22 protein-coding genes are annotated in these 24761 nt (G+C 39.0%); 14 read left to right on the plus strand and 8 right to left on the minus strand.

Going from position 1 to position 24761, the window contains the following annotated elements:
* From T8I65_RS01690 to T8I65_RS01700, 3 genes are read right to left on the minus strand one after another with little or no spacing between them, the layout of a single operon-like run.
* Nucleotides 1-1167 (minus strand): efflux RND transporter periplasmic adaptor subunit, encoded by a 1167-nt coding sequence (locus tag T8I65_RS01690; protein ID WP_322301772.1) that lies wholly within the window; start codon nt 1165-1167, stop codon nt 1-3.
* A 15-nt stretch (nt 1168-1182) separates the two neighbouring features.
* Entirely contained in the window at nt 1183-2616 is a 1434-nt protein-coding gene (locus tag T8I65_RS01695; RefSeq protein WP_322301773.1) for a TolC family protein, read from the minus strand.
* Entirely contained in the window at nt 2606-3211 is a 606-nt protein-coding gene (locus tag T8I65_RS01700) for a TetR/AcrR family transcriptional regulator (protein WP_322301774.1), read from the minus strand. Before T8I65_RS01700 ends, T8I65_RS01695 begins: the two co-directional genes overlap by 11 nt.
* A gap of 138 nt (nt 3212-3349) precedes the next feature.
* Between T8I65_RS01700 and T8I65_RS01705 the strand changes: the two genes are divergently transcribed.
* The 3 genes from T8I65_RS01705 to odhB all read left to right on the plus strand — a co-directional run bounded on the left by T8I65_RS01705 (nt 3350) and on the right by odhB (nt 8612).
* Nucleotides 3350-4324, plus strand: coding sequence for a polyprenyl synthetase family protein (locus T8I65_RS01705; RefSeq protein WP_322301775.1), 975 nt, complete (start codon nt 3350-3352; stop codon nt 4322-4324).
* Between the two features lie 175 nt (nt 4325-4499).
* Entirely contained in the window at nt 4500-7271 is a 2772-nt protein-coding gene (locus T8I65_RS01710) for a 2-oxoglutarate dehydrogenase E1 component (protein ID WP_322301776.1), read from the plus strand.
* A 48-nt stretch (nt 7272-7319) separates the two neighbouring features.
* Entirely contained in the window at nt 7320-8612 is a 1293-nt protein-coding gene (gene odhB / locus T8I65_RS01715; RefSeq protein WP_322301777.1) for a 2-oxoglutarate dehydrogenase complex dihydrolipoyllysine-residue succinyltransferase, read from the plus strand.
* Nucleotides 8613-8850: 238 nt separating this feature from the next.
* On the opposite strand, the gene T8I65_RS01720 is transcribed toward odhB, so the two are convergent.
* On the minus strand, nt 8851-9285 hold the full coding sequence (locus T8I65_RS01720) for a retropepsin-like aspartic protease (RefSeq protein ID WP_322302816.1): 435 nt from the start codon (nt 9283-9285) through the stop codon (nt 8851-8853).
* 107 nt (nt 9286-9392) lie between these two features.
* On the opposite strand from T8I65_RS01720, the gene T8I65_RS01725 reads away from it, so the two are divergent.
* On the plus strand, nt 9393-10970 hold the full coding sequence (locus tag T8I65_RS01725) for an NAD(P)/FAD-dependent oxidoreductase (RefSeq protein WP_322301778.1): 1578 nt from the start codon (nt 9393-9395) through the stop codon (nt 10968-10970).
* A gap of 24 nt (nt 10971-10994) precedes the next feature.
* Here T8I65_RS01725 and T8I65_RS01730 read toward each other — a convergent pair whose 3' ends face one another.
* Together T8I65_RS01730 and dinB are read right to left on the minus strand one after the other, a co-directional pair.
* Complete coding sequence (locus T8I65_RS01730) at nt 10995-13976, minus strand: DNA polymerase III subunit alpha (RefSeq protein ID WP_322301779.1); 2982 nt, start codon at nt 13974-13976, stop codon at nt 10995-10997.
* Nucleotides 13977-14011: 35 nt separating this feature from the next.
* Complete coding sequence (gene dinB, locus T8I65_RS01735) at nt 14012-15232, minus strand: DNA polymerase IV (protein ID WP_322301780.1); 1221 nt, start codon at nt 15230-15232, stop codon at nt 14012-14014.
* Between the two features lie 366 nt (nt 15233-15598).
* Here dinB and T8I65_RS01740 point away from each other — a divergent pair, with 366 nt between their 5' ends.
* A complete protein-coding gene (locus tag T8I65_RS01740; RefSeq protein WP_322301781.1) occupies nt 15599-15832 on the plus strand; it encodes a hypothetical protein in 234 nt (77 codons plus the stop codon).
* Between the two features lie 209 nt (nt 15833-16041).
* On the opposite strand, the gene T8I65_RS01745 is transcribed toward T8I65_RS01740, so the two are convergent.
* Nucleotides 16042-17061, minus strand: a complete 1020-nt coding sequence (locus T8I65_RS01745) for a hypothetical protein (protein ID WP_322301782.1) — start codon at nt 17059-17061, stop codon at nt 16042-16044.
* Nucleotides 17062-17258: 197 nt separating this feature from the next.
* The gene (ahcY, locus tag T8I65_RS01750; protein WP_322301783.1) at nt 17259-18575 is read right to left on the minus strand and encodes an adenosylhomocysteinase; all 1317 of its coding nucleotides are present in this window, start codon (nt 18573-18575) and stop codon (nt 17259-17261) included.
* A gap of 63 nt (nt 18576-18638) precedes the next feature.
* On the opposite strand from ahcY, the gene T8I65_RS01755 reads away from it, so the two are divergent.
* The 9 genes from T8I65_RS01755 to T8I65_RS01795 all read left to right on the plus strand — a co-directional run bounded on the left by T8I65_RS01755 (nt 18639) and on the right by T8I65_RS01795 (nt 24754).
* Entirely contained in the window at nt 18639-19283 is a 645-nt protein-coding gene (locus T8I65_RS01755; protein WP_322301784.1) for a 4'-phosphopantetheinyl transferase family protein, read from the plus strand.
* Nucleotides 19283-19984 (plus strand): geranylgeranylglyceryl/heptaprenylglyceryl phosphate synthase, encoded by a 702-nt coding sequence (locus tag T8I65_RS01760; protein WP_322301785.1) that lies wholly within the window; start codon nt 19283-19285, stop codon nt 19982-19984. Before T8I65_RS01755 ends, T8I65_RS01760 begins: the two co-directional genes overlap by 1 nt.
* 355 nt (nt 19985-20339) lie before the next feature.
* On the plus strand, nt 20340-20516 hold the full coding sequence (locus T8I65_RS01765) for a hypothetical protein (RefSeq protein ID WP_322301786.1): 177 nt from the start codon (nt 20340-20342) through the stop codon (nt 20514-20516).
* Between the two features lie 98 nt (nt 20517-20614).
* Complete coding sequence (locus T8I65_RS01770) at nt 20615-20875, plus strand: YkoF family thiamine/hydroxymethylpyrimidine-binding protein (protein ID WP_322301787.1); 261 nt, start codon at nt 20615-20617, stop codon at nt 20873-20875.
* Nucleotides 20859-21491 carry a nicotinamide riboside transporter PnuC gene (pnuC, locus tag T8I65_RS01775; protein ID WP_322301788.1) on the plus strand — a complete coding sequence of 211 codons (633 nt, stop codon included), beginning with the start codon at nt 20859-20861 and terminating at the stop codon, nt 21489-21491. Before T8I65_RS01770 ends, pnuC begins: the two co-directional genes overlap by 17 nt.
* Complete coding sequence (locus T8I65_RS01780) at nt 21452-22024, plus strand: ATP-binding protein (protein WP_322301789.1); 573 nt, start codon at nt 21452-21454, stop codon at nt 22022-22024. Before pnuC ends, T8I65_RS01780 begins: the two co-directional genes overlap by 40 nt.
* Entirely contained in the window at nt 22021-23559 is a 1539-nt protein-coding gene (locus T8I65_RS01785) for a DUF4301 family protein (protein WP_322301790.1), read from the plus strand. The genes T8I65_RS01780 and T8I65_RS01785 overlap by 4 nt, the downstream gene beginning before the upstream one ends.
* Nucleotides 23559-23960, plus strand: a complete 402-nt coding sequence (gene arfB / locus T8I65_RS01790) for an alternative ribosome rescue aminoacyl-tRNA hydrolase ArfB (RefSeq protein ID WP_322301791.1) — start codon at nt 23559-23561, stop codon at nt 23958-23960. The genes T8I65_RS01785 and arfB overlap by 1 nt, the downstream gene beginning before the upstream one ends.
* Nucleotides 23961-24415: 455 nt before the next feature.
* A complete protein-coding gene (locus T8I65_RS01795; RefSeq protein WP_322301792.1) occupies nt 24416-24754 on the plus strand; it encodes a hypothetical protein in 339 nt (112 codons plus the stop codon).
* The last annotated feature ends 7 nt before the right edge of the window (nt 24755-24761 follow it).

A 24761-nucleotide genomic window follows, 5' to 3' on the forward strand; every position in this document is an offset into this window, starting at 1 on the left:
TTAGTAATTCATGATTTTGACGGTTTGTCCTTCTTTCACACTACGTGCACCATCCTCAATGATCAGGTCACCATCCTTCAGGCCTTCAAGTACTTCAATAGAATCTCCCTGAGATTTCCCGGTTTTTACGATCACTCTTTTAGCGACCGCTTTTTCACCTTCCACCTGGTCTAAAACATATAAGTATTGTTCACCGTCAGCATTTTCAGAAAGAATGTTCTGCGGGACCAGAATGGCATTTTCACTGGTGTAATCGTTAATCTTTACTCTTGCCGTAAGGTTTGGTTTGATCTCTTTCTCCTTATTTGGAACATCGATCTCGGCAGTAAAAGTTCGGTTGTTAGGATTTATGTAACTACCTACTTGCTTTACCTTTGTATCCACAGTTTTTCCAAGTACCGGGAAGGTCACTTCTACCGGCTTGCCCTGGGTCACATTGGAAATATAATTCTCTGGCACATCAGTCTTGATATACATGTCATCAAGGTTTACGATTCTAAGAATCTGTGTTTGTCCAGGTGAAACAACATTTCCCTGCTCTGTAATGATCTCATCTATGGTTCCTGAAAAAGGTGCGCTTACAACGGATTTTGAAAGCTGACTCTTCATTTGTTTTACGGCATTTACCTGTCCTTCATAATTGGATTTTGCCTGTAAATATTCGATTTCACTACCAATTTGCTGCTTCCAGAGACGTTTTTGTCTTTCAAAAGTCGTCTTAGCCAGGTCTAGCTGAATTTCCATTTGCGCAAGTTGCTGACTCAATCCACCATCATCTATCTTCGCCAGAGTCTGTCCTTTAGAAACTTTCTGACCTTCTTCAACATAGATCTTCTGAAGAATTCCGCCCATCTCAGCGTTCAAAACCACATTTTTTCTGGTTTCCACGCTTCCTTGAAGTTCAAGGAAATGATCGAAATGTTCAGCCTCTACAGCAAAGGATGTTACCAGCGGTATATTTCTCTCTGGGTTGATCTCCTTCAGTTTGGAATCAAGTTTTTTAATTTCAGTTTCCAGCTCAGATTGTTGAGCGGTAAGTTCATCTCTTTTCTTCTGAATAGTTTCTATATCATTGCTTTCCAGAATTTCTTCCGTAGATTTTTCTGAACCACCTCCGCAGGCAGCTAGCAAAGTACTGAACGATAAAATATATACTAGTTTTCTCATTTTCTGAAGTTGTTTCTAATTATCTGATGTATAAGTACGGGTGTCTAATAGGTTTTCAAGTTCCACTTTTGCAGTGATCACCTGTAACATGGCCTGTAAATAATTTTGCTGTGCAGTGTATAACTGTCGTTGCGCTTCACTAAGCTCAAAACTGCTGGCGATACCCTCGAAGAACTTGATCTGGTTCTTGTTTTCGATTCGTTCTGCCAACTCGAGGTTTTTAGTAGCATTTTTATAATTATCAAGGCTAAACTGGTATTCGCTTTTAGCACTGTTGATATCACTTTTAACCTGGCTTTCAGTTTGTTCGAGATCCAGCATCGCCTGTTCATACTCAAGTTTACGCTGCTGAGTTTTCGCACTTCGCATTCCGCTGCTGAAAATTGGGATATTAAGACTCACTCCTAATATAGACTGTCCAAAATATTCCTGATTCCCGTTTAAAAAAGTAAAGTCATTACTAAATCCCTGGTAACCGTAATTCACAAAGGCGCTTAAGGTAGGTAGCGCTTTCGCCTGCTGTAGTTTAACCTGGATATCTGCAGCTTCTGCTGTGTTCTTGGCAATGCGATAATCAATATTTTCTTCTACCGGAATTGTCTCAGAAAGTAGGGATAGATCGAAATATTTAAGCGCCAGTTCATTTAGATCATCGGTCGCAACAACCTTTTTCTCTACTGGAATTCCGAGGCTAATGTTGAGCATATCATAGGCGATATCCAGCATTCTTCGGCTTCTGGCAAGATCATTTTCAAGGTTGAGTTTAGTGATTTCCAATTGCTCTACATCTTCCTGTTCCGTTAGACCGTTTTCAAAGATCTTCTGGGTATCATTAAAATTTTTCTCAACGTTCCCGAGATTTTTCTCAAAGATCTTCACACTTTCTTCCGCCAGTAAAACATTTCCGTAGGCATTGATAATACCTTTCTTGATCTCAAGGTCTGTCTTGGTCTTGGCATTTTTAGAAATTTGAAGCAGCGTTTTAACAGATTGAATTCCTACTATATAGGAGCCATCGAAAATTAACTGGTTCCAGGTAGCTGTGGCATTTACGCTTTGCTGAGTCCCAAATTGTACCGGGATAAATCCTTCAGGCGAATTTACAGGGACATCATTCCTGTTCACATTATCGAAATATTGCTCGACAATGTCCACCGTGCTTTGAGTATTATCGAAGGCGCTCGCTGGCAATAGAGTGACTGGTTGTTTTAAATAGTTCTGGTAATCTATGCCAGCACTTACTTGCGGTAATCCCTGGGCGATAATTTCCCATTTTTGCTGAAGAGCGATCTCCACATCTTTTTGTGCTATTTGTGACTGATAATTATTTTCCAGTCCAAATTCTATCGCTTCCATCAGGGAAAACTGATAGGTCTGGATCGTATCCTGCTGTGAGAAACTTTGCAGGCCTAAGGCCAGCATCATCAAAATTAATATTCTACTTTTCATCTAACTCAATTAAATCTTCTAAAGTTTTTAATCCTTTTGCGGTGCAGATAGCACGCAGGTGATATTCCAGGAAATGATCCATCAGTGCCGGCTGAGTATATTTTTCAGGAGAAAATAGATCTGTATCCTTAATTCCCATAATCCCTACAAAATGTATTCGGCTTATAAAATCTATATTGATATCCTCGCGGTAATAACCACTTTCGATCCCACGCTTAAGGTTATCCTGCATGCAGCTTTCTAAAAGCTCATACTGTTTATCCTTAAGGCTCTCATAGACTTTTGGGTAATATTTCTGAAGCTGAAAATGGGGTGAGGTTTTCTCTCCTTTTAGGTTCTGTGCGATATAATGCTTGATATCGTAATTTTCCTTAATCGGATTCTGATTTTTATCCTGAATGGCGCCAATCCCGCAACCCATCGTCTGGATCACCTGTAAACTCGCCGCAGCTACCAGTTTATTCTTGGTAGAAAAATGCGCATAAATGGTTTTCTTAGAGATCCCAATGCTTTCCGCAATGTCATCCATGGTTACACTTTTAAAACCATAGGAAAGAAACATCTCTGCGGCACTATTTAAAATTTTCTCCCTCACTTCATGTAAATTTGGTGCAAAAGTAAACCTAGGAAACTTTAGAAACAAAAAAAGTTTCTTCAGTTTACGTTTATTTAACATTCGCTTAAAATTTGAAATAGGCTCAATTATGGTATTTTAGCGCAAAAATTTCAATACATGCTTACCATTGCGGAATACCGAGAGGCCATCGTCGATTATCTTCATCAAAAGATACAGGTCAAAGAACCGGTAAATCTTTACGAGCCAATGGTTTATATTTTAGAACAGGGAGGTAAACGTTTAAGACCTGTACTCGTTCTAATGGCAGCTGAAATTTTTGACTGCAATCATAAAAAAGCCCTAGATGCCGCCCTGGCTATAGAGGTTTTTCATAATTTTTCTCTTGTTCATGATGATATTATGGACGATGCACCGATTCGAAGAGGTAAGAAAACAGTGCATGAAAAATGGGATATCAACACGGGAATCCTTTCCGGAGATGCGATGCTTATCAATGCATACCAGTTATTCGAAAACTACGAAGGGGATGTGTTTAAGGAGCTATCAAAACTGTTTACCAAAACAGCTATTGAAGTTTGTGAAGGTCAGCAGTACGATATAGATTTTGAAACCCGCGATAACGTGAGTATCGAGGATTATCTCTTGATGATAGAATACAAAACTGCGGTCCTGGTAGGAGCTTCTCTGCAAATGGGAGCTATTGTAGCTGAAACTTCGGCTGCATGCAAGTCGGCGATCTATCAATATGGAAGATTACTTGGTATTGCCTTTCAGCTTCAGGATGATTACCTGGATGCTTTTGGGGATCCGGCTACATTTGGGAAGCAACCTGGTGGTGATATCATCGAAAATAAAAAGACATTTCTCTATTTAAAAAGTCTTGAACTGGCAAGTCCCGGTGAAGCCAGACAACTGGAACACTTATATTCCATTAGTCCTATGGAAAATACAGGAAAGATCGAAGCGGTCAAAAACCTGTTTGAAAGCAGCGGTGCAGCAGAACTTACCAGAAAGGAAATTGAGAAGTATACAGACATGGCTTTCAAGGTTCTGGACAGGATAGATATGCCTGAGGAGAAGAAAAGACCTTTGAAAAGTTTCGGGGGAATGCTTATGGACAGACAGGTATAAGTTTTATTACCTGCAGTTTTCGGTGAAATCTACTTCCCAAATTATTGAATTTCAGAGGGTGTTAAAATTCTTATAATCTCATAGAGAATTATCATAATGCCTACAAGCTGTTTTTTTTAAATATTGTATTTTTGCTAATGTTTTTAAGAACAAAAGAAACTGTTGTTTCAATTTTATGGAAAAATTTTCATTTCTAAATGCCGCTCATACTGCATACTTCGCAGAACTTTACGATCAATATTTAAAATATCCTGATAGTGTAGAGCCCAGTTGGAGGGCTTTTTTTCAAGGATTTGACTTCGGAATGCAACAAGATGGCGTTTCTGAAGATGTATTGGATGAAGCTCCTGTAGATTTTTCAGAAGGTGAGATACCGACACACGTAGTTAAAGAATTTCAGGTAATTCGATTAATTGACGGCTATCGTACCAGAGGGCATTTATTCACCAAAACAAACCCTGTAAGAGAACGTAGAAAATACGTACCAACTCTAGATATAGAGAATTTCGGACTTGAGAAAAAAGATCTGCAGACTACTTTCAATGCAGGTGATATTCTTGGAATTGGACCTTCAAGCCTGGAAGAAATCATAAAACACCTGGAAATGGTGTATTGTGACTCTATCGGGATCGAGTATATGTATATTCGAAAACCTGAAGAGATCGAATGGATTCAGAATCGTTTAAATGTAAACGACAACCATCCCGATTTTGACGCGACCCGCAAGAAGCAGATCCTCAAAAAACTTAACGAAGCAGTTTCGTTTGAAAATTTCTTGCATACTAAATATGTTGGGCAGAAACGATTTTCACTGGAAGGTGGCGAAAGTTTGATCCCGGCACTGGATGCACTTATCGAAAAAGCTGCTGAATTTGGCGTGGAAGATTTTGTAATGGGAATGGCTCATCGTGGTCGTCTAAATACCCTAACCAATATCTTCGGAAAGAACGCAAAGGATATCTTCAGTGAGTTTGATGGAAAGGATTACGAACAGGACATATTCGATGGTGACGTTAAATACCACCTTGGCTGGACATCCTGTCGTACTACAGATAGTGGAAAAGATATCAATATTAATATAGCTCCAAACCCTTCTCACCTTGAAACCGTTGGCGCGGTGGTAGAAGGAATTTCGAGGGCAAAAATGGATCGCAGATATAATGGAGATAACTCCAAGATTTTACCGATCCTGGTTCATGGTGATGCTGCAATTGCCGGTCAGGGACTTGTGTACGAACTGGTACAGATGGCTAATCTGGAAGGTTACCAGACAGGTGGAACCATACATATCGTAGTAAATAACCAGATTGGTTTTACTACTAATTATTTGGATGCGAGAAGTTCAACGTATTGTACAGATGTGGGGAAAGTAACTCTTTCACCCATCTTACATGTAAATGCAGATGATGCAGAGGCAGTTGTACACTCCATTTTGTTCGCTTTAGACTTCAGAATGAAGTTCAAAAGGGACGTATTTATAGATTTATTGGGTTATAGAAAATATGGGCATAATGAAGGTGATGAGCCACGTTTTACTCAGCCAAAACTATATAAAGCAATATCTAAGCACGAGAATGCCCGGGATATATATGCTGAAAAGCTGAAGGAAAGTGGTGTCATCGACGATAATTACCTTAAGAAGTTAGAAGAAGAGTATAAAGCTTCTCTTGAAGAGAAACTCGAAGATTCCAGGAAAGAAGAAACCACCCGCATCACTCCATTTATGCAGGATGAATGGGAAGGTTTCGATAACGTTCAGGAAGATGAGATGATGAAGGAAATCGATACGACCTTCGATCTTGAAAAACTTGACAAGGTTGCCACGGCAGTTTCAGAATTACCGGAAGGCAAGAAGTTCATGAGAAAGATCCAGAAGATCATCGATGGACGAAAACAAATGTACTTTGAGGATAATAAGCTGGACTGGTCAATGGCCGAGCATTTAGCTTATGGATCTCTAATGACCGAAGGTTATAATATTAGAATTACCGGGCAGGATGTGGAACGTGGAACGTTTTCACACCGTCACGCGGTAGTTAAAGTTGAAGATAGTGAAGAAGAGATCATTCTTCATAATAATATAGAAGACAGGGATGGAGATTTCTTTATTTACAATTCCCTGTTGTCAGAATACGGAGTAGTTGGTTTTGATTATGGTTACGCCATGGCAAGTCCGACAACATTGACGATCTGGGAAGCACAATTTGGAGACTTTGTGAACGGTGCACAGATCATGATCGATCAGTATATTTCTGCTGCGGAAGATAAATGGAAACTTCAGAATGGTTTGGTGATGTTATTACCTCACGGTTATGAAGGCCAGGGAGCAGAGCACTCTTCAGGTAGAATGGAAAGATTCCTTCAGCTTTGTGCGAAAGACAATATGTATGTGGCAGATATTACGACTCCTGCGAACATGTTTCATATGCTTCGGAAGCAAATGAAAGCGAAATTCAGAAAACCGCTGATCATTTTTACTCCAAAAAGTTTACTACGTCATTCTAAAGTAATTTCTACAAAAGAAGAATTTGCGACTGGTTCATTCCAGCCAGTTCTTGATGATCCAGATGCAAAAGCAGATTCAATAAAAAGCCTGGTATTCTGTACCGGGAAGTTTTACTATGACCTGCTGAAGTTTAAGGAAGAGAATGATCGTGATGATGTTGCCCTTGTGAGAATCGAACAATTGTTCCCACTCCCGGTGAGCATCATGAAAGAAGTGATCAGTAAGTATAAGAATGCCGAAGATGTGGTTTGGGCACAGGAAGAGCCTAGAAACATGGGAGCATATGGACATATGTTACTTCATTTTGAAGAAGCAAGACAGTTTAGAGTATGTAGTCGTAAATTCTACGGTGCACCTGCTGCAGGTAGCTCGGTAAGATTTAAGAAGCGTCATGAAAAAGTGATCGCCAGCGTATTCGACAAAGATTTAAAAGAAGATTAATAATAAGAACCAATTTCCTGATTTCAGGAACCAAAATAAATTACAATCATGGCCTTAGAAATGAAAGTTCCTTCACCCGGCGAATCGATTACTGAAGTTGAAATAGCTCAGTGGTTAGTCGAAGATGGTGATTACGTTGAAAAAGATCAGGCAGTAGCCGAAGTGGATAGTGATAAAGCAACCCTGGAACTTCCTGCAGAAGCTAGCGGAATTATTACTTTGAAAGCTGAAGAAGGAGATGTGGTAGAAGTTGGAGAGGTAGTTTGTCTAATTGATACCGATGCTGCAAAGCCTGGTAGTGATGATAAGGAGGACAGTGAAAGCAAAGACGACAAGTCTGCTGAAACTGAAGAAAAAGAGCGCCAGGAAAGTACGGAAGATAAGAAGGACAGTGATAAAGCAGCTGCTAAGACTGAAGAGCCTTCAAAATCAAGTACTCCAAGCCAGAAACAGGATGATACTTACGCAACTGGAACTCCTTCACCAGCTGCTAAAAAAATTCTTGACGAAAAGGGGATTGATAGTAAAGATGTAAAAGGTTCTGGAAGAGATGGTCGAGTAACTAAGGAAGATGCGGTAGAGGCAAAAGCTTCTATGGGATCTCCTGGAAAAGGAACCAGAGGGGAAGAGCGTAAGAAAATGTCAATGTTCCGTAGAAAACTTGCGGAACGTCTGGTAAGTGCTAAGAACGATACGGCAATGCTGACTACTTTTAACGAAGTAGATATGTCTCCAATTTTTGCACTAAGAAAGAAATATAAAGAAGAATTTAAAGAGAAGCATGGGGTGAGTCTTGGCTTTATGTCATTCTTTACGCTTGCGGTGATCCGTGCGCTAGATGAATATCCTGCAGTAAACTCTATGATTGATGGGGATTACCAGGTAAGCTACGATTATAAAGATATTAGTATTGCAGTTTCTGGTCCAAAAGGACTTACAGTACCTGTAATTAGAAATGCTGAAAATCTTAGTTTCAGAGGGGTCGAGTCTGAAGTGAAAAGGCTTGCGATCAAAGCCAGAGATGGTAAGATCACTGTGGATGAAATGACCGGTGGTACTTTTACCATTACTAATGGTGGAGTATTTGGATCTATGTTATCAACTCCAATTATCAATCCACCTCAATCTGCTATTCTTGGAATGCACAACATTGTGGAAAGACCTGTTGCAATAGATGGTCACGTTGAAATTAGACCAATTATGTATGTAGCATTGTCGTACGATCACAGAATCATTGATGGTAAAGAGTCTGTTGGATTCCTTGTAGCTGTTAAAGAAGCACTGGAAAATCCTGAAGAACTATTGATGGACGGAGATATTAAGAGATCACTGGAATTGTAGTAAAAATCTTTGGTAGAAATAAAAAAGGGTACGCGTTAGCGTACCCTTTTTACTTTAACGAAATTAAAACAAAACTAACAACCTGAATATATTCAAGCCCAGTACGGCAACAACTAAAATTGTCATAATATAAAAGACCAGTTGTGAAGATATTCGAAGTTTAATAACGTAAAGATTATTGGTTAGATTACTTCAAATATAGAGCGATGTCTCTTTCAGCAAAAGGGTGTTTTTCCCCTTATTTGAGAAATAAGGCCTTGCCTTTATAATCGATAACAGCTTTACCTTTTTTCAGAATATCGGCTCCTATGATACCCTGTACCTTTTCAGCTTTATGATTTTCGAGCGCCTCATTTACGTGTTTAAGGTCGAAAAGAACCAGGTCGATCTTTTTCTTTTTCCAGTCTCCAATCTGTACTATATTTTTCGCTGAAACCTGGGTTAACATATTGGTAGCTCCTGCACCAGCCGCTTTAATATCACTATCTTCTGAAAGTAGATCAAAATGTTCGATCGCATCTATACCCACACAGGTGCTGGAAGCGCCAGTGTCCAGTATAAAATTACCTTCAATATTATTGATCTTCGCTTTTAGTTCGAAATGATTGGTTTTGGTGTATTTTAATTTGATACGATGATATCCTTTTTCCTGAAGCAACTCTCTTAAAGACATTCTTTTTTCCACAAATATATGATTCTTGAATATAGCGGGAAACTGCAAGACTTTCAATCATTACTTAAATTCAGATTTAGAAAAAATACATACTATCTTTGGAGCCTATGAGCACACTGGTTCAAATTACAGCTTTACCCCGGGAACTTGAAGATCATCATTTGCTTCTGAACAGGGCAATTAAGAAATCGAATATCAGAAAGGATGATATAGGAGACTGGAGAATTAGAAAGCGTTCTATCGATGCCCGGAAAAAACCGGTGAAACTGAATCTGCAGATCGAGATCTGGAAACACGGTGAAGAAAGAAGTACGAGATCATCTTTGTCTCTTCAGGATGTTTCCGAAGCAAAGGAAATAGCAATTATTGGTGCTGGTCCTGCTGGATTGTATGCAGCATTACGAGCAGTGGAAGCGGGCTTGAAACCTGTGGTTTTTGAACGTGGAAAAGATGTAAGAGCCAGAAGACATGACCTTGCCAAGATTAATAAAGAGCAAACTGTAAACCCGGAATCTAATTATTGTTTTGGAGAAGGTGGCGCCGGTACATACTCAGATGGGAAATTATATACGCGCTCGAAGAAACGTGGAAATGTATTGAAAGCCCTGGAGTGGTTCGTGGAATTTGGAGCAGATCCTGATATTCTTGTGGATGCACATCCGCATATTGGAACGAATAAATTACCTAAGATCATCACCGCTATGCGAGAAGCGATCGTGGATGCTGGAGGAGAAGTACATTTTAACTCTAAGCTAACCGATCTAAAGTTAGAGAGTGATAAGATCACGGCCATTGAGATCAATAAGGAGAAGTGGTTGCATTTTGATGAGGTAATTCTGGCGACGGGACACTCGGCCAGGGATATATTTTACCTGCTACATGAACGAAATATTAAGATAGAAGCCAAGCCTTTCGCGCTGGGAGTTCGAATTGAGCATCAGCAAAAACTGATTGATCATATCCAGTATCACGGGGATGATGAAAATCCTTATTTACCTCCAGCTTCGTACAGTCTGGTAGAACAGGTAGATGGACTTGGTGTGTATTCTTTCTGTATGTGTCCGGGAGGTATTATTGCTCCGTGTGCTACAGAACAGGAAGAAGTGGTAACCAACGGCTGGAGTCCAAGTAAGCGAAATAATCCATATTCCAACTCAGGAATAGTAGTAAGTATAGAACCTACAGATCTGCCGGGTTATACAGAGAATAATCCATTTGTTTGTCTTGACTTTCAGAAGATGGTGGAAAGAAATTGTTGGGAAGCGGCTGGCAAAACTCAGCAGGTTCCTGCGCAGCGTATGAAGGATTTTGTAGAAGGAAGGTTGTCTTCAGATTTCCCGAAAACTTCTTATCAGCCTGGAATAGTAAGCGTTGATCTTAATAAAGTATTACCAGATCTAATAGCTAAAAGACTACGAAAAGCCTTTGTGAAATTCGGTAAAAGGCTGAAAGGTTATTATACGAACGAAGCCGTTTTACATGCTCCGGAAAGTAGGACTTCTTCACCAATTCTAATTCCGCGTGACCCGTCAACACTGGAACATTTAGAAGTAAAAGGATTCTATCCCTGTGGAGAAGGAGCCGGATATGCCGGAGGAATCATTTCCGCAGCTATAGACGGAATCAACTGTGTCGATGCGATTGCGAAGAAGTATGCAGCAACACAGGCAGGCGGTAGCGAATAAGTTGTTGCAGTTTCTACTACATTTCTAGACTGCAAACTTAAAATTATTTCCCACGAGTCTGGGATCGGTTTGTGTAGCCTGTCTGGTGAGAGTTTTGATGCTAATGGAGATATATCCAAGATTGGAAACCACTTCACCATAACACAGATAAATTCCCTTAGTTCTTATAGGATACTTTTCAGCTATTAAAGGGAAAAGAACCACATCAAATATCACTCCTTCAGGATCATAGAATGTGCCGAAATACATGTATTTACCATTTGAAGTCCCGGTTTTTTTAGAATTTACCAGGTTACCATAGATCTCTATGTTTTTCCCGATATGATCTTTTAACTGCGAAGCTGTAACCACATTTTGCTTTAGAGGATCTTTCAGTAATTCAAAATGACTGCATAGCGGAAATCCCAGAAGTTCCATCTGGTCGTAGGCTTCGATCATTTTGGAAGCTTCAAATTCCGGCAATTCAAAATCTTTATGCTTCGGTTTAAAAAGTAGCGGCTGATTCGTTTTTGGTTTATTCCTGTCCAGTTTAAAATAAGCTTTCCATAAAAGTTCGTGTTTGTCTATTCCGGTAAACCTAAAGGCGTTGATCTTTAGTAACAAGCTAAGTTGTTCAATAGAGATCTGGATACGGTCTATAAAATCATCCAGTGACCTAAATTCTCCAAAAAATTGCCTGTTTTCCAGTATTTGCTGAATAGTTTTTACTTCCAACTCCTTTATATATCCAAAACCCAGGTAGACGTTTTTTCCGTAGATCACATTGGGGTGATCACTTTTATTAATACACGGAGCGTGAATCGTACCGCCCCATCGTCTTATTTCCTGAATATAGGTCTGCAGATCATAAAAACCACCTCCATTGTTGATCGCTGCCACCATAAACTCAAGCGGAAAATATTTCTTCAGGTACAAACTCTGGTAACTTTCCACCGCGTATGAAGCCGAGTGTCCCTTCGGAAATGCATAGCCGGCAAAGGAAGAGATCTGTTCCCAGACTTCATCGATCAGTTTTGGTTTGTAACCTTTATTATTACAGTTCTCGCGGAAGGTATTCTCGATCTTTTCCATTTGCCCCCGGGAAGTTTTTTTTCCGCTCATCCCTCTTCGTAATACATCTGCATCATCCAGGCTCAAACCGGCAAAATGATAAGCGACTTTCATTACATCTTCCTGGTAAACCATCACGCCATAAGTGTCGGGCATGATCTCGTACATTACCGGGTGCGCTTCCTTTCTTTTTTCAGGAAAGCGATGTCTTAGAATAAATTCATCCTTCATACCAGCGCTGGAAATTCCTGGTCTAATTACAGAACTTGCTGCAACCAGGTTAAGGTAATCCCTGGTTTGTAGTTTTGTAAGTAAACCTCGCATGGCAGGAGATTCCACATAAAATACTCCCATACAATCGCCAGTGGTGAGCAATTCGTTGATCGCTGGATCTTCCTTAAAAGCTTTGATGTTTTCGATATCCTCTAATTTAGCATCTGGCTGATTCTGTTTTACGATCTCGATGGTATCGGTGATTTTTGAGAGTCCGCGTTGGGCAAGAATATCAAATTTATGAATGCCTACTTCTTCAGCAATGTTCATATCGATCTGTATCGTCCGGAAGCCTTTGGGAGGTAAAAACGTAGCGGCATAATTATGCACCGAATCGTCCAGGATCAAAATTCCACCGGAATGAACACTTAAATAATTTGGGAAACCTTCTATAAGTTTGCTATACCTAATTACCAGTTTCTCCAGATGATCCAAGTTGTCATAGGAATAGAATCCAGAAGCGAGCTTATCGATATTTTCTTTAGGCAAACCAAAAACCTTCCCGAGTTCACGGGCTACTGCACGCTGTTTAAAGGTAACATAGGTGCCCATAAGCGCAGTATTTTTATAAGTTCTGAAGATATAATCTGTGATATCATTACGGTCTTTCCATGAAAAATCAAGGTCAAAATCTGGCGGAGATTTCCGGTTAGGATTTATAAAACGTTCAAAATAAAGATCGAGTTCTATAGGGTCTACATTGGTGATTCCAAGAATATAGGCAACAACCGAATTCGCACCGCTCCCACGTCCTACAAATGGATAATTCTGCGAACGAGCATAGTCCACAATTCCCAGGTTGATAAGAAAATAAGAAACAAACTCAAGCCTGATGATAGATTCCAGTTCTTTTTCAACCCGCGTATAAACTTCCCGATTTGCTTTTGGGTATTTCTCGGGAAGTTTTTCATAGGTGAGCCGCCGGATCATATCTGCATCCTCTTCGATCGTATTTCGGTAAATCTTTAAATTTCGGTTCTGTCCTTTCCCAAAGTCATAATGCACCTTGCAAGCGTCCATAATTTGTTGTGTATTCTCCAGAATATGAGGGAAATCCTCAAAAGCGGCTTCCATTTCCTGCCTGGGATACATTTTATGTGAAGCTTTTCCCTGTTCTGATTCCGGAAGCTTGCTTAGCAGCAAATTATTGTCGATCGCCCTGAGTAAGCGATGTGCATTAAAGTCTTTTTTATTCCGAAAGCTCACCGTTTGTAAAATAACCAGTTTATCCTTCAGATTTATGTATTCTGAAAATCTTAATTTCCCGATCTCCTCTTTGGAAACTCCTATATATTCATTGCTTCTGAAATTTTTACGTTTTTGTTCTACCACTTTTCCGAAGGGATAAATGATAAAACAATCAGGTAGTTGTGGAGCTACCGTTTCAAAATCTTTTTTTTCATGCAGGTGATTAGAAAGATGATCGTTTAGTTGAAGGAAGCCAGCATTTTTTTTCGCCAGTCCAATATATTGTTGCTCAGCAGCATTTCTAAAGTCAATTCCCAGAACCGGTTTGATTTTGGTTCCATTGGTAAGCCTCAGGAATTCGAGGCAGGCTGAAGTATTATTGATGTCTGTAATAGCGAACTGCCAGATATCGTTGGAGTAGGCGAGCTCACACAACTCCCTGATGGGAAAAGTCCCATATCGCAGTGAATAGTATGTGTGGCAGTTTAAATACATCAGTTAATCTTTTTATACTTCAGAATAGATTATCATTATTGTTTTCTATGTGCAAGAACGATAGGTGGCTCCCCGTTAAAAGGATTCTTCATTCTGCCGATGGTTTTCGCATCCATAGCAGCAGCACGCATCACCGCATGTTCACCAAAGCGATTTTTGATCTTATCCAGAGAATTGTAGAGATTCAGCATATCTTCAGAATCATCAAAAAGATTGATCTGGTAGTGACCTCCCACGAGTCCGCTAAATTTCACCCCGATCAACCTGATGAGCAAGCGCCTGCTGTATAATTGTTTAAAAAGCTCCTCGACCTTAGGAATTAGGATATGATCTGCACTGGTATATGGGATGCTTACCTGTTTGCTGTAAGTTTGAAAATCTGAATACCTGATCTTTACACTCACTGTGGAAACGAGCTTATTTCCCCGGCGAAGCTGATAGGCGAGACTTTCTGCCATGGCTACTAGCGTACCATGCAAACGGATCATATCGATAGTGTCCCTGTTAAAGGTTCTTTCAGTTGAAATAGACTTGCGCTCGTGAAACGGAATGATAGGAGGATTGTCGATCCCGTGAGCACGTTTCCATATAGTACGGCCATTCTTACCCAACACGCTCTCTAAAACCTCTACAGGCATCTTCTGAATCGTCTCAATTCTGCGAACGCCGAGGTTTAATAATTTCTGAAAGGTTTTATTTCCAATCATCGGGATCTTGTTCACTGCAAGTGGAGCAAGGAATGTTTTTTCTGAACCTGCTTCGATCACTTTCTGGGCATAAGGTTTGCCTTCGCCGGTAGCAATTTTAGAAACCACTTTGTTAGTGGAAAGTCCGAAGGAAATAGGTAAATAAGTTTCCTTTTTGATAGTTTCCTGAAGTTCTTTAGCGAACTGGGTGATTCCGAAAAATCTATCCATTCCCGTGAGATCTGCATAAAATTCATCTACGCTGGCCTTTTCAAAAGAAGGAACTTTGCTACGAATAACTTCGGTTACCTCATGGGAGAATTTCGTGTAAGTGGAAGCATTCCCTTTGATAACGATAGACTGTGGGCAGAGTTGCCTGGCCACTTTCATGGACATTCCGGAATGTACTCCAAACTTGCGAGTCTCATAACTGCATGCTGCTACTACGCCGCGATCTCCCAGACCACCTACAATAAGGGGTTTATCATTCAATTTAGAATCCAGACGCCTCTCTGCGGAAACAAAAAAGGTGTCAAGATCCAGATGTATAATTGATTTCTCTAACTTCATAATAGGAATAAATCCATTAAATAGGAATTATTCCAAAATTATGAATTTAATCTGGTTTATGATGTTGAGGGAGCGTTAAAAAGAAATGGAAATTTGAAATTGAATGGGGATATAGAGCTGGAAGTTAATCTCAAATGAAAAAATATTATCTAAAATTGATTTCTCAGTTTTCAATATTGAAATTGCCTCAGTAATATGATAATTTGTGTAATAGAGATTTGTTATTATTTAAATTTTTTTAATTGGGTTTATCGTTAAATATTTTTCATTTATCGATCTTTCATGTCAATTCTAATGATATATCACACTTTTAGAGTGTCAATTATGAATTTTTCGTAACTTAATAATTCATTAATACTCAGGATTATGAAAAGTTCTTCAGGAAAACGCGGACTCATAAAAAAATATGCTACAGATTTTATCTTTTCTGAAAAAACCAGGTTTGTCCTTGACGGTATTGGTTTTAGTAATTCTTCAGAACAACCTGGATCAAAAATTATAAAATTCAGATTTGATAATTCAGACTCAGATAAAGCAACCAAACCTGTCTTTCGTTGTATCTATAAAATGATGAGAAAATTCAATCTATCCTTAAACTAAGCGCTTTTATATATAAGTGTAGGATACTGTCATAAGCACTAATGTAATGAAAGCCCGTATCAGAGAAGCAAGTTTCCAGGACTGGTTAAATGGTCAGAATGTACTTTCTGAAGAAACTGCGATAGTGATTCCTGAATAATCTTTCGGAATTGAAAACAAAAAGCCCGGTCATAATGACCGGGCTTTTCTTTTGAAACTAAAAAACTAAATTAGTCTTCAAAATATACTGCAGATACTCCAGAAAGCATATTATTTACAGCTGGAGTTGCATTTCCACTTGCATTTGACGCATCGTCAAAAGACAATACTCTACCGCCACCATTAGCAAGTTCAGCAACGTAGATCATATCAGAATCTGCATCGTACGCAACATTTACCGGGTTACCCAATAAAGTAGCTGCTCCAGAAATTCTCATTTGATCTGAAAGAGCTAAAGTTCCAGCATCCATGGTATTATTAAATTTACTGTCAAAGTCAGTAATTACATGAAGTCCACCATCAGAATCTGATCCTGCATCTCCAATATCTGTAAGTACCATCGTTCCATTATCATAGTCTAAACCATGAGTTCTCACGATTCCTTCTACCATAACAGTTTTTGTAGCGCTTACCATTCCATCTGTATTATTAGAAAGGAAATTATCAAAACTAGCAAGCATGTTTGTAGTATCTACAATCGCATACAATGTGTTTCCAACAAACTCGATACCCCAAACTTTAAAGTCTACGGTTATTGTGTTTCTTAATGTAAAACCGTTGTCTTCTTTGCTATAGATATAAAATCTACCATCTGCAGTGGTGTCATCTCCATCAACATCAGCATTATCTGCTACTACGATAAGGTCACCATTCACAGCAACATCTCTAGGGCTCATTAGATCACTAGAGCTCATAAACTCTGCAGATACTGTAGACATAGATCCATCCCACATATCAACATCTCCATAATACTGAAGTTGTTTTGGATCCCTGGAAGCTACGATTAAAGAACTGTCATCTTCATTATAAAAAATTCCCTCAGCATCTTTGGAGGAAGTGTTCACCGTATAAGAAGTACCATAATCAAGATTGTACTGTACTACAGATCCAGAATGTGTGGTAGCATATAACATTGCAGAATCCATTTCCACAATATCATCAGTCATGTCATCATCATCATCTGAGCATGAGGTGAATCCTAACATAGCGGACATCGCTATAAATAATAAAGGTTTTTTCAAAATTTTCATAAGTAACTTTTTTATTGATTATTGTTTACGGTAATACTTACGAAACATACCAACTGCGGTTTTCTGAACTGAAGCTTTTAACTCAGGATTAGGCTTTTTAACTCAGGCTTGTTAAACTGAAATTAAAATAGGAACCGAATTAACAAAAAAAAGCCTCTGCGAGAGCAGAGGCTTTTGAATCAACAGGTGATTACTTTCTAGTACCTGTAGTATTCTGGCTTGTAAGGTCCTTCTACCGTTACACCAATATATTCTGCCTGATCCTGTTTAAGTTCAGTCAATTCAACCCCAATTCTTTCAAGGTGAAGTTTTGCAACTTTTTCATCAAGATGCTTAGGTAACATATAAACTTCGTTCTTATACTGATCAGTATTATTCCAAAGTTCCATTTGTGCCAGGGTCTGGTTCGTGAATGAATTACTCATTACAAAACTAGGATGTCCAGTTGCACAACCTAAATTCACTAAACGACCTTCAGCAAGAAGGATGATATCTTTCCCGTTAATAGTGTATTTGTCAACCTGTGGTTTGATCTCTACTTTAGAGTTTCCGTGGTTATCATTTAACCATGCAACAGCGATCTCATTATCAAAGTGACCAATATTCGCTACGATTGTTTTGTCTTTCATCGCCTCGAAATGCTCTCCACGTACGATGTCTTTATTTCCGGTAGTAGTGATAACGATATCTGCTTTAGGAAGCACAGTTTCAAGTTTCTTCACCTCGAAACCATCCATTGCTGCCTGTAATGCACAAATTGGATCAATTTCAGTAACAGTTACGATAGAACCAGCACCTTTAAAAGATTGAGCTGTTCCTTTTCCAACATCTCCATATCCACATACAACAACTCTTTTACCAGCTAACATAACATCTGTAGCACGACGAATCGCATCTACTGCACTCTCGCGGCAACCGTATTTGTTATCAAATTTAGATTTAGTTACAGAATCGTTTACATTAATTGCCGGCATTGGCAATGTTCCGTTCTTCATTCTTTCGTAAAGTCTATGAACTCCTGTAGTTGTTTCTTCTGAAAGTCCTTTAATTCCTTCAGCTAGTTCAGGGTATTCATCAAGGACCATATTGGTAAGATCTCCACCATCATCAAGAATCATATTAAGTGGCTTACGATCCTCTCCGAAGAAAAGTGTTTGTTCGATACACCAGTTGAATTCTTCCTCGGTCATTCCCTTCCATGCATAAACAGGAATACCGGCGGCAGCAATAGCAGCAGCAGCATGATCCTGCGTAGAAAATATATTACATGAGCTCCAGGTAACATCTGCTCCAAGTTCTACCAAAGTTTCGATAAGAACTGCAGTCTGGATCGTCATATGTAAACAACCCGCAATTCTGGCACCTTTTAAAGGCTTGGATTCCCCAAACTCTTTACGCAATGCCATAAGTCCCGGCATTTCAGCTTCAGCAAGTTCAATTTCAAGACGGCCATATTCGGCAAGCTCAATATCTTTGACTTTATAAGCGGTATACGGTACTGTTTTAGTTGACATATTATTATATTTGAATATTAGCAATTTTAATGTCGCAAAAATAGGGAAAAGCTTAGAAAATATATGCCTCTTTATAAAACAATAACAGTTGATGAACGTACTAAAGTCTTCATTTGGAAGGTAGAAGAGTCTTTTGATTGGCTGGCGAATGGGATCAATCTTACTGCACATTGTCAAAAAAGAGTAGACGGTATGAAATCTGAAATTCACCGTCGTGGATTCATGAGCATTAGACATTTAATGGCCGAAGCAGGGTATACAGATCATGATCTTTATTATGACGATCTGGGGAAACCGCATCTTCGTGATGACAGGTATATCTCCATTACTCATTCGTTCAATTTCACCGCGATCATTATCAGTAATCGCGACGTGGGGATCGATATTGAAAAGCAACGGGAAAAGATCCTGAAGATCGCTAATAAGTTCACTCCGCTAAACGAATATCATACGTTGGCGAATGAAGAGGCTTTGATAAGAAAGCTTACCATAGTATGGGGTGCCAAGGAATCTGTTTATAAATTGATCGCTCGCCCTGGAGTTGGTTTTCTACAGCATATTAATGTGACTGACTTTGATTTCGACGATTCGAAAACAACAGCTCATGTAAGATATCATGAACTGGATTCCTGGTATAATATCGATTTTCTGGAATTTGAGAATTTCACCTGTGTTTATGCACTTTCTTCTATTGGAAAAATCAAGTAATGCCCGAAGTACTTAGCTATTTGCAGGATATACAGCAAGCTTTTGTAGAGAACAGAAAGTTACTTGCGATCCTGATAGATCCCGATAAATTTTATGAGAAACAGGTTGATAATTTCTTTCAAAATCTACCTTGTGAAACAACCCATATTTTAGTTGGAGGCAGTACGGTGGAACATGGAAGAACCTGTGCCGTGATCTCAGCGATCAAGCGGGTGAACAGGCTTCCGGTGATACTTTTTCCTGGTGATTCTTCTCAAATCTCTTCGGAAGCAGATGCGTTACTTTTTCTAAGCCTAATCTCGGGTAGAAATCCTGAATTTTTAATTGAGCAACAGGTTCGCTCTGTGGAGAAGATCAAAAGTTCAGATCTTGAAGTGATCCCTACTGGTTATATTCTTATTGATGGTGGCAGGGAAACTTCAGTTCAAAAGGTAAGCAAAACCGTTCCTATCAATCAGAAGGAGGTGAAGCTTGTCGTGAATACCGCACTGGCAGGACAATATTCGGGAAAACAATTGATTTATCTCGAAGCTGGAAGTGGCGCAGAATACCCGGTTTCTTCGGAAATAATCAAGGCTGTGTCTTCCAATCTTGAAATCCCCTTAATTGTTGGTGGAGGTATTCGTACGCAACAGCAAATGCAAAATGCTTATAAATCTGGTGCCACGATGGTGGTCATGGGAACTGCTTTTGAAAAATAGTCTTTCGTTATTAAATTAATGAAACTTCTGAAAATCTGGATTGTTTCAGTTTTCTATTTCTTCGGAAGCGCACTTCGACAGGCTCAGTGCAACAACTTGTTTCAGATTTTCTGCTGTCTAAGTTTGTATTATTGTACCGGTAATTAGTCATATCTTCTAAAGACCGCACTTCGACAGGCTCAGTGCAGCAACGATATGGCCCATTTTTTGAAAATAAATGCTATATTGGAGAATACAGATAAGTATAGGGCTATTTTAGAAATTTTTATTACTTCTGAAGTAGGCTCTTCAACATGCTACGTGCAACAAGATGTGACAGAAATTTTATCATCAAAATTGAATCTAAATTAAGTCTATGAAAAAAATGACCTTCCCAAGATCTATTCTGTATAGCTTCCTAGGAGGAGTAGGAGTGATCTACACATTTCGTGAAATTCAATTTTATGATACTGCATATATCACTCAGTTTTTGATTTGTAGTGCATTGTTCGTTTTAGGGGTCTCATTTCAGGTAAAATATTGGGCAAAATGATAGTCAAACTCTTTAATTTTCATGAAAATTAGAAAAAAAGTTTAAGGCTTCCTTCAAAGCTTTTGATAATAGCTAACTTTGGAATACAAACCGCTATTATGAACATTTCAGTAGAACTTACGCTAACCCCAATTCAGGATGATTACGAACCGGCGATCATTAATTTTATAAAAAAAATGCGTGATTCCGGACTCACCGTAAAGGAAAACCTTCTAAGTACTCAGGTTTACGGTGATTATGATGAGGTTATGGGTCTGCTCAATAAAGAGATCAAAAATGCCTTTGAAGCGATAGACCGCGGACTTATGTACGTGAAAATTGTAAAATCTGATCGCTCCGACTATGCAGCCGATTTTTGATTACCTGTTTAGTCAGTATTCAGAATATCCTACGCTTTTTATAATTCTGGAGATCATTGCTGTGATTTTCGGTTTTCTTTCCGTCTGGTATTCCAAGCAAAATAATATCCTCGTTTATCCAACTGGTATTATAAGCACGATGATCTTTGTGTACTTGCTGTGGCAATGGGAATTGCTTGGGGATATGATGATCAATGCCTATTACTTTTCCATGAGCATCTATGGCTGGTATGTATGGACGAGGAAAGTAGATGATGAACACTTTACGCCAATTACTTCTACCACCAGAAAAGAAAAAATACTTTCGGTAGTAATTTTCACAGGAACACTGCTCTTTGTATTTGGTATTTATGAATGGTTCGATAAATGGAATAACTGGACCGCTTATATAGACACGGTCACTACAGCGATATTCTTTGTGGGAATGTGGCTTATGGCCCGTAAGAAGATTGAAAACTGGATCTACTGGATCATTGGGGATATAATTTCTGTGCCGCTATATTTTTATAAAGGCCTAACTTTAACCAGCTTACAATATCTTTTATTTACCATAATTGCCATTTACGGTTATCTAGCATGGAAGAAAAACTTGCGCAACGACCTTCGTCCTGCCTGAAAATAGTCTTGTTCGGCCCTGAATCTACCGGGAAAACAACGCTGTCAGAAGATCTTTCCAAATACTATTCTGAACCCCTGGTGCCGGAATTTATGCGGAAATACCTTCAGAAAGTATGGGATCTCCAACAAAGAATTTGCGAGCCTCAGGATATCTTACCTATCGCAAGAGGACAGATGCAATTGGAAAATGAGAAGTCCAGACAGGCAGACAGGCTTTTAATATGTGATACCGATCTGCTGGAGATAAAGGTCTATTCTGAAGCTTACTATGATAATTTCGTCGACCCACAACTTCTTAAACATGCGTTAAACAACGAATACGCTCTCTATTTTTTAACGTATATTGATGTTCCGTGGACGCCAGATGATCTAAGGGATAAACCTCACGACCGTGAGGGAATGTTTCAGAGATTTCAGCAAACGCTCGATGAATATCAAAAACCTTATATGATTCTGAAAGGTGATCGGGAAACCCGATTAAATTCCGCAGTTAAAAAAATTGACCAACTATTAAAAACTCATAACCAGTGAATTTTAGCGAAAAAGATATCCTTCAAATCAAGGAAAAAGGTATAAGTAAAGATGAAGTAGAAGACCAGATCGCCATTTTCAAACGAGGCAACCTGAAAGTAAATATTACCGAAGCTGCTACGGTAGGAAAAGGAATTAGCAGGATTGAAGCTGCTGAAAAACATGAATTGATAGATTTTTACAATTCAGAAAAATCTAAATACAGTATTCTTAAGTTCGTGCCGGCATCTGGTGCAGCTTCCAGAATGTTCAAGGCTTTGCATAACTTTTCCGAAGAGTTCGATCCAGAAAATGATGAGTTAAGAGAATATCTTGATAAAAAAGGTGATGCAGATCTTCAAAGATTCTTTAATCATGTAGATAAATTGCCTTTCTATAATCATGCGGTGAACAAAGCGAAAAAGAACCATCCAGACTATGAGAATCTTTCCCACGATCATCAGCATTCCATCCTGGTACACACGATTCTCGATTCAGATGGGCTCTATCTCAGTGATTTACCAAAAGGCCTGGTTCCATTTCATAAATACGACACTCATATTTCCACGGCTTTTGAAGAACATTTATTCGAAGCCGCAAAATATATTGCTGTAGATGGAGTTGCCAGACTTCATTTTACGGTAGCTGAAGGAGATCGCGAGAAGTTTGAAGCTGAATGGAATGATGTTGGAGAACGTGTAGAGAAGGCTACAGGGGTTAAATTCGAGATCCATTATTCTTACCAGGATCCAAAAACAGATACTATTGCGGTCACTGGCGAATTTGAGCCATTTAGAACTAAGGAGGATACCTTATTCTTTAGACCCGGAGGACATGGCGCGCTCATCGAAAATATGAATCAGTTAGATGCAGATATCGTATTTGTAAAGAATATCGATAATGTGGTTACTGAAGATAAAGTACAACAGGTGGCCGACCATAAGAAATTACTGGGAGGAAAACTGTTGAAGGTTCAGACTAAAGTATATGAGTACCTTGAAACCCTGGACAAAGGAAATGTATCTCATGAAAAACTGGATGAGATCCAGACATTTCTGAATGATGAATTATTCGTAAAATCTGGTAGTGACGGCGATATGTTCGTGGAAAACCTGAAACACAAACTTCGTAGACCATTGCGGGTTTGCGGGATGGTTAAGAATGAAGGTGAACCAGGCGGAGGTCCTTTCCTTGTGAAAGATAGCGACGGGAATACATCTCTACAAATAATTGAAGGAGCACAGATCGATAATGACAATCCCGAACAGGCTAAAACAGCTCGTGAAGCTACACATTTTAATCCGGTGGATATTGTTTGCGGACTCAAAGACCACAAGGGTGAAGCTTATGATCTTAATGAGTATGTAGATGAAGACATGAGTTTTATTGCAGATAAAACAAAAGATGGTAAGGAGTTGAAAGCTTTAGAGAGACCTGGTTTATGGAATGGTGGAATGGCACGCTGGAATACGATCTTTGTAGAAGTTCCTGTGGAAACCTTTAATCCTGTGAAAACCGTTTCAGACCTGCTAAAGGATTCTCATCAACCAGCTTAATGGATCAACATCAAATTGAAACAGAGCTTGAATTTAAAGCTGTAAGAAGTTCTGGTCCTGGTGGGCAACATGCTAATAAGACATCTACAAAAGTGGAACTTAGTTTTCATGTTGAGAATTCCATAGGACTTTCAGAAGCAGAAAAAGGCAGAATCCGAAGGAAGCTTGAAAACAGGATCAACCGCGAGGGATTTTTGAAGATGTCGAGTGAAGATTCCCGGAGTCAGCATTCCAATCGCGAGATCGTCATTCACAATTTTCTGGAATTGATAAAATCGGCACTTAAAAGACAGAAACCTCGAAAGAAGACAAAACCAACCCGGGCGTCAAAACTGAAAAGATTGCACTCTAAAAAGAAAAGATCAGAGATCAAGGCAAATAGAAAAGATCCTTTGAAGTGAATGTGGGTATTAAATCCTCAGTTTTTCTGTAGATTCCACGTAATTTCTTGAATTGGCATTGAATTTAAATTTGTCTATTAATCTTTTATGTCACTGGTATGGTGGGTTTTAAAGGAGCTGAAGGGAGTTTTGAAGTTTTGGTATAATTATTACTATTAAGTAGATAGGTTAGTATTGGGAACAAAATGAGTTACACTTAATTTATTTTGTTTTATAATTTAGATTTTCGGATTGAAAGGGCTCCCTCGGGAGCCCTTTCTGTATTTAAGTACCTCTAAAAAATGACTCTGATTTTCTACACTCATTTCCTAAAAATCACAGAATATCTACATAATTAAGTGTGAAATAAAATTAAGTAAAGCATCGAATCTATTGGTTATTAGTTCCTTCCGTAGAATTGATTCAATTTGGTATGATTTTGACTCTATTCTTTACATAACCACAAAACAATCATTATGAAAAAGTTTATTTTAAGTACAGCAACCATTGCAGCTTTATTTTTAACTACAGGAAATCTACACGCACAGGATGAAGAGATAGAAGTGGAGACCGAAGTGGAAATGGAACAGGAAACTACGGAATTTGAATCTATCGATGTGATCTCATTACCACAGAATATCAAAGATGCTGTATTGACCAACTATAATGGTGCAGTAGCTAGTGAAGCATGGGTAATGACCAAAGAGGATGAAACTAAGGTTTACAAACTGAATCTGGATGTAAAAGGTGAGCAAGAGCAAGTTTTTATAGATTCTGATGGAAACTGGCTTAAAGAAGATGAAACTGAAAAATAGAACTTGT

This window comes from Christiangramia sp. OXR-203 (assembly GCF_034372165.1).
In the GTDB taxonomy this organism is placed as follows: domain Bacteria; phylum Bacteroidota; class Bacteroidia; order Flavobacteriales; family Flavobacteriaceae; genus Christiangramia.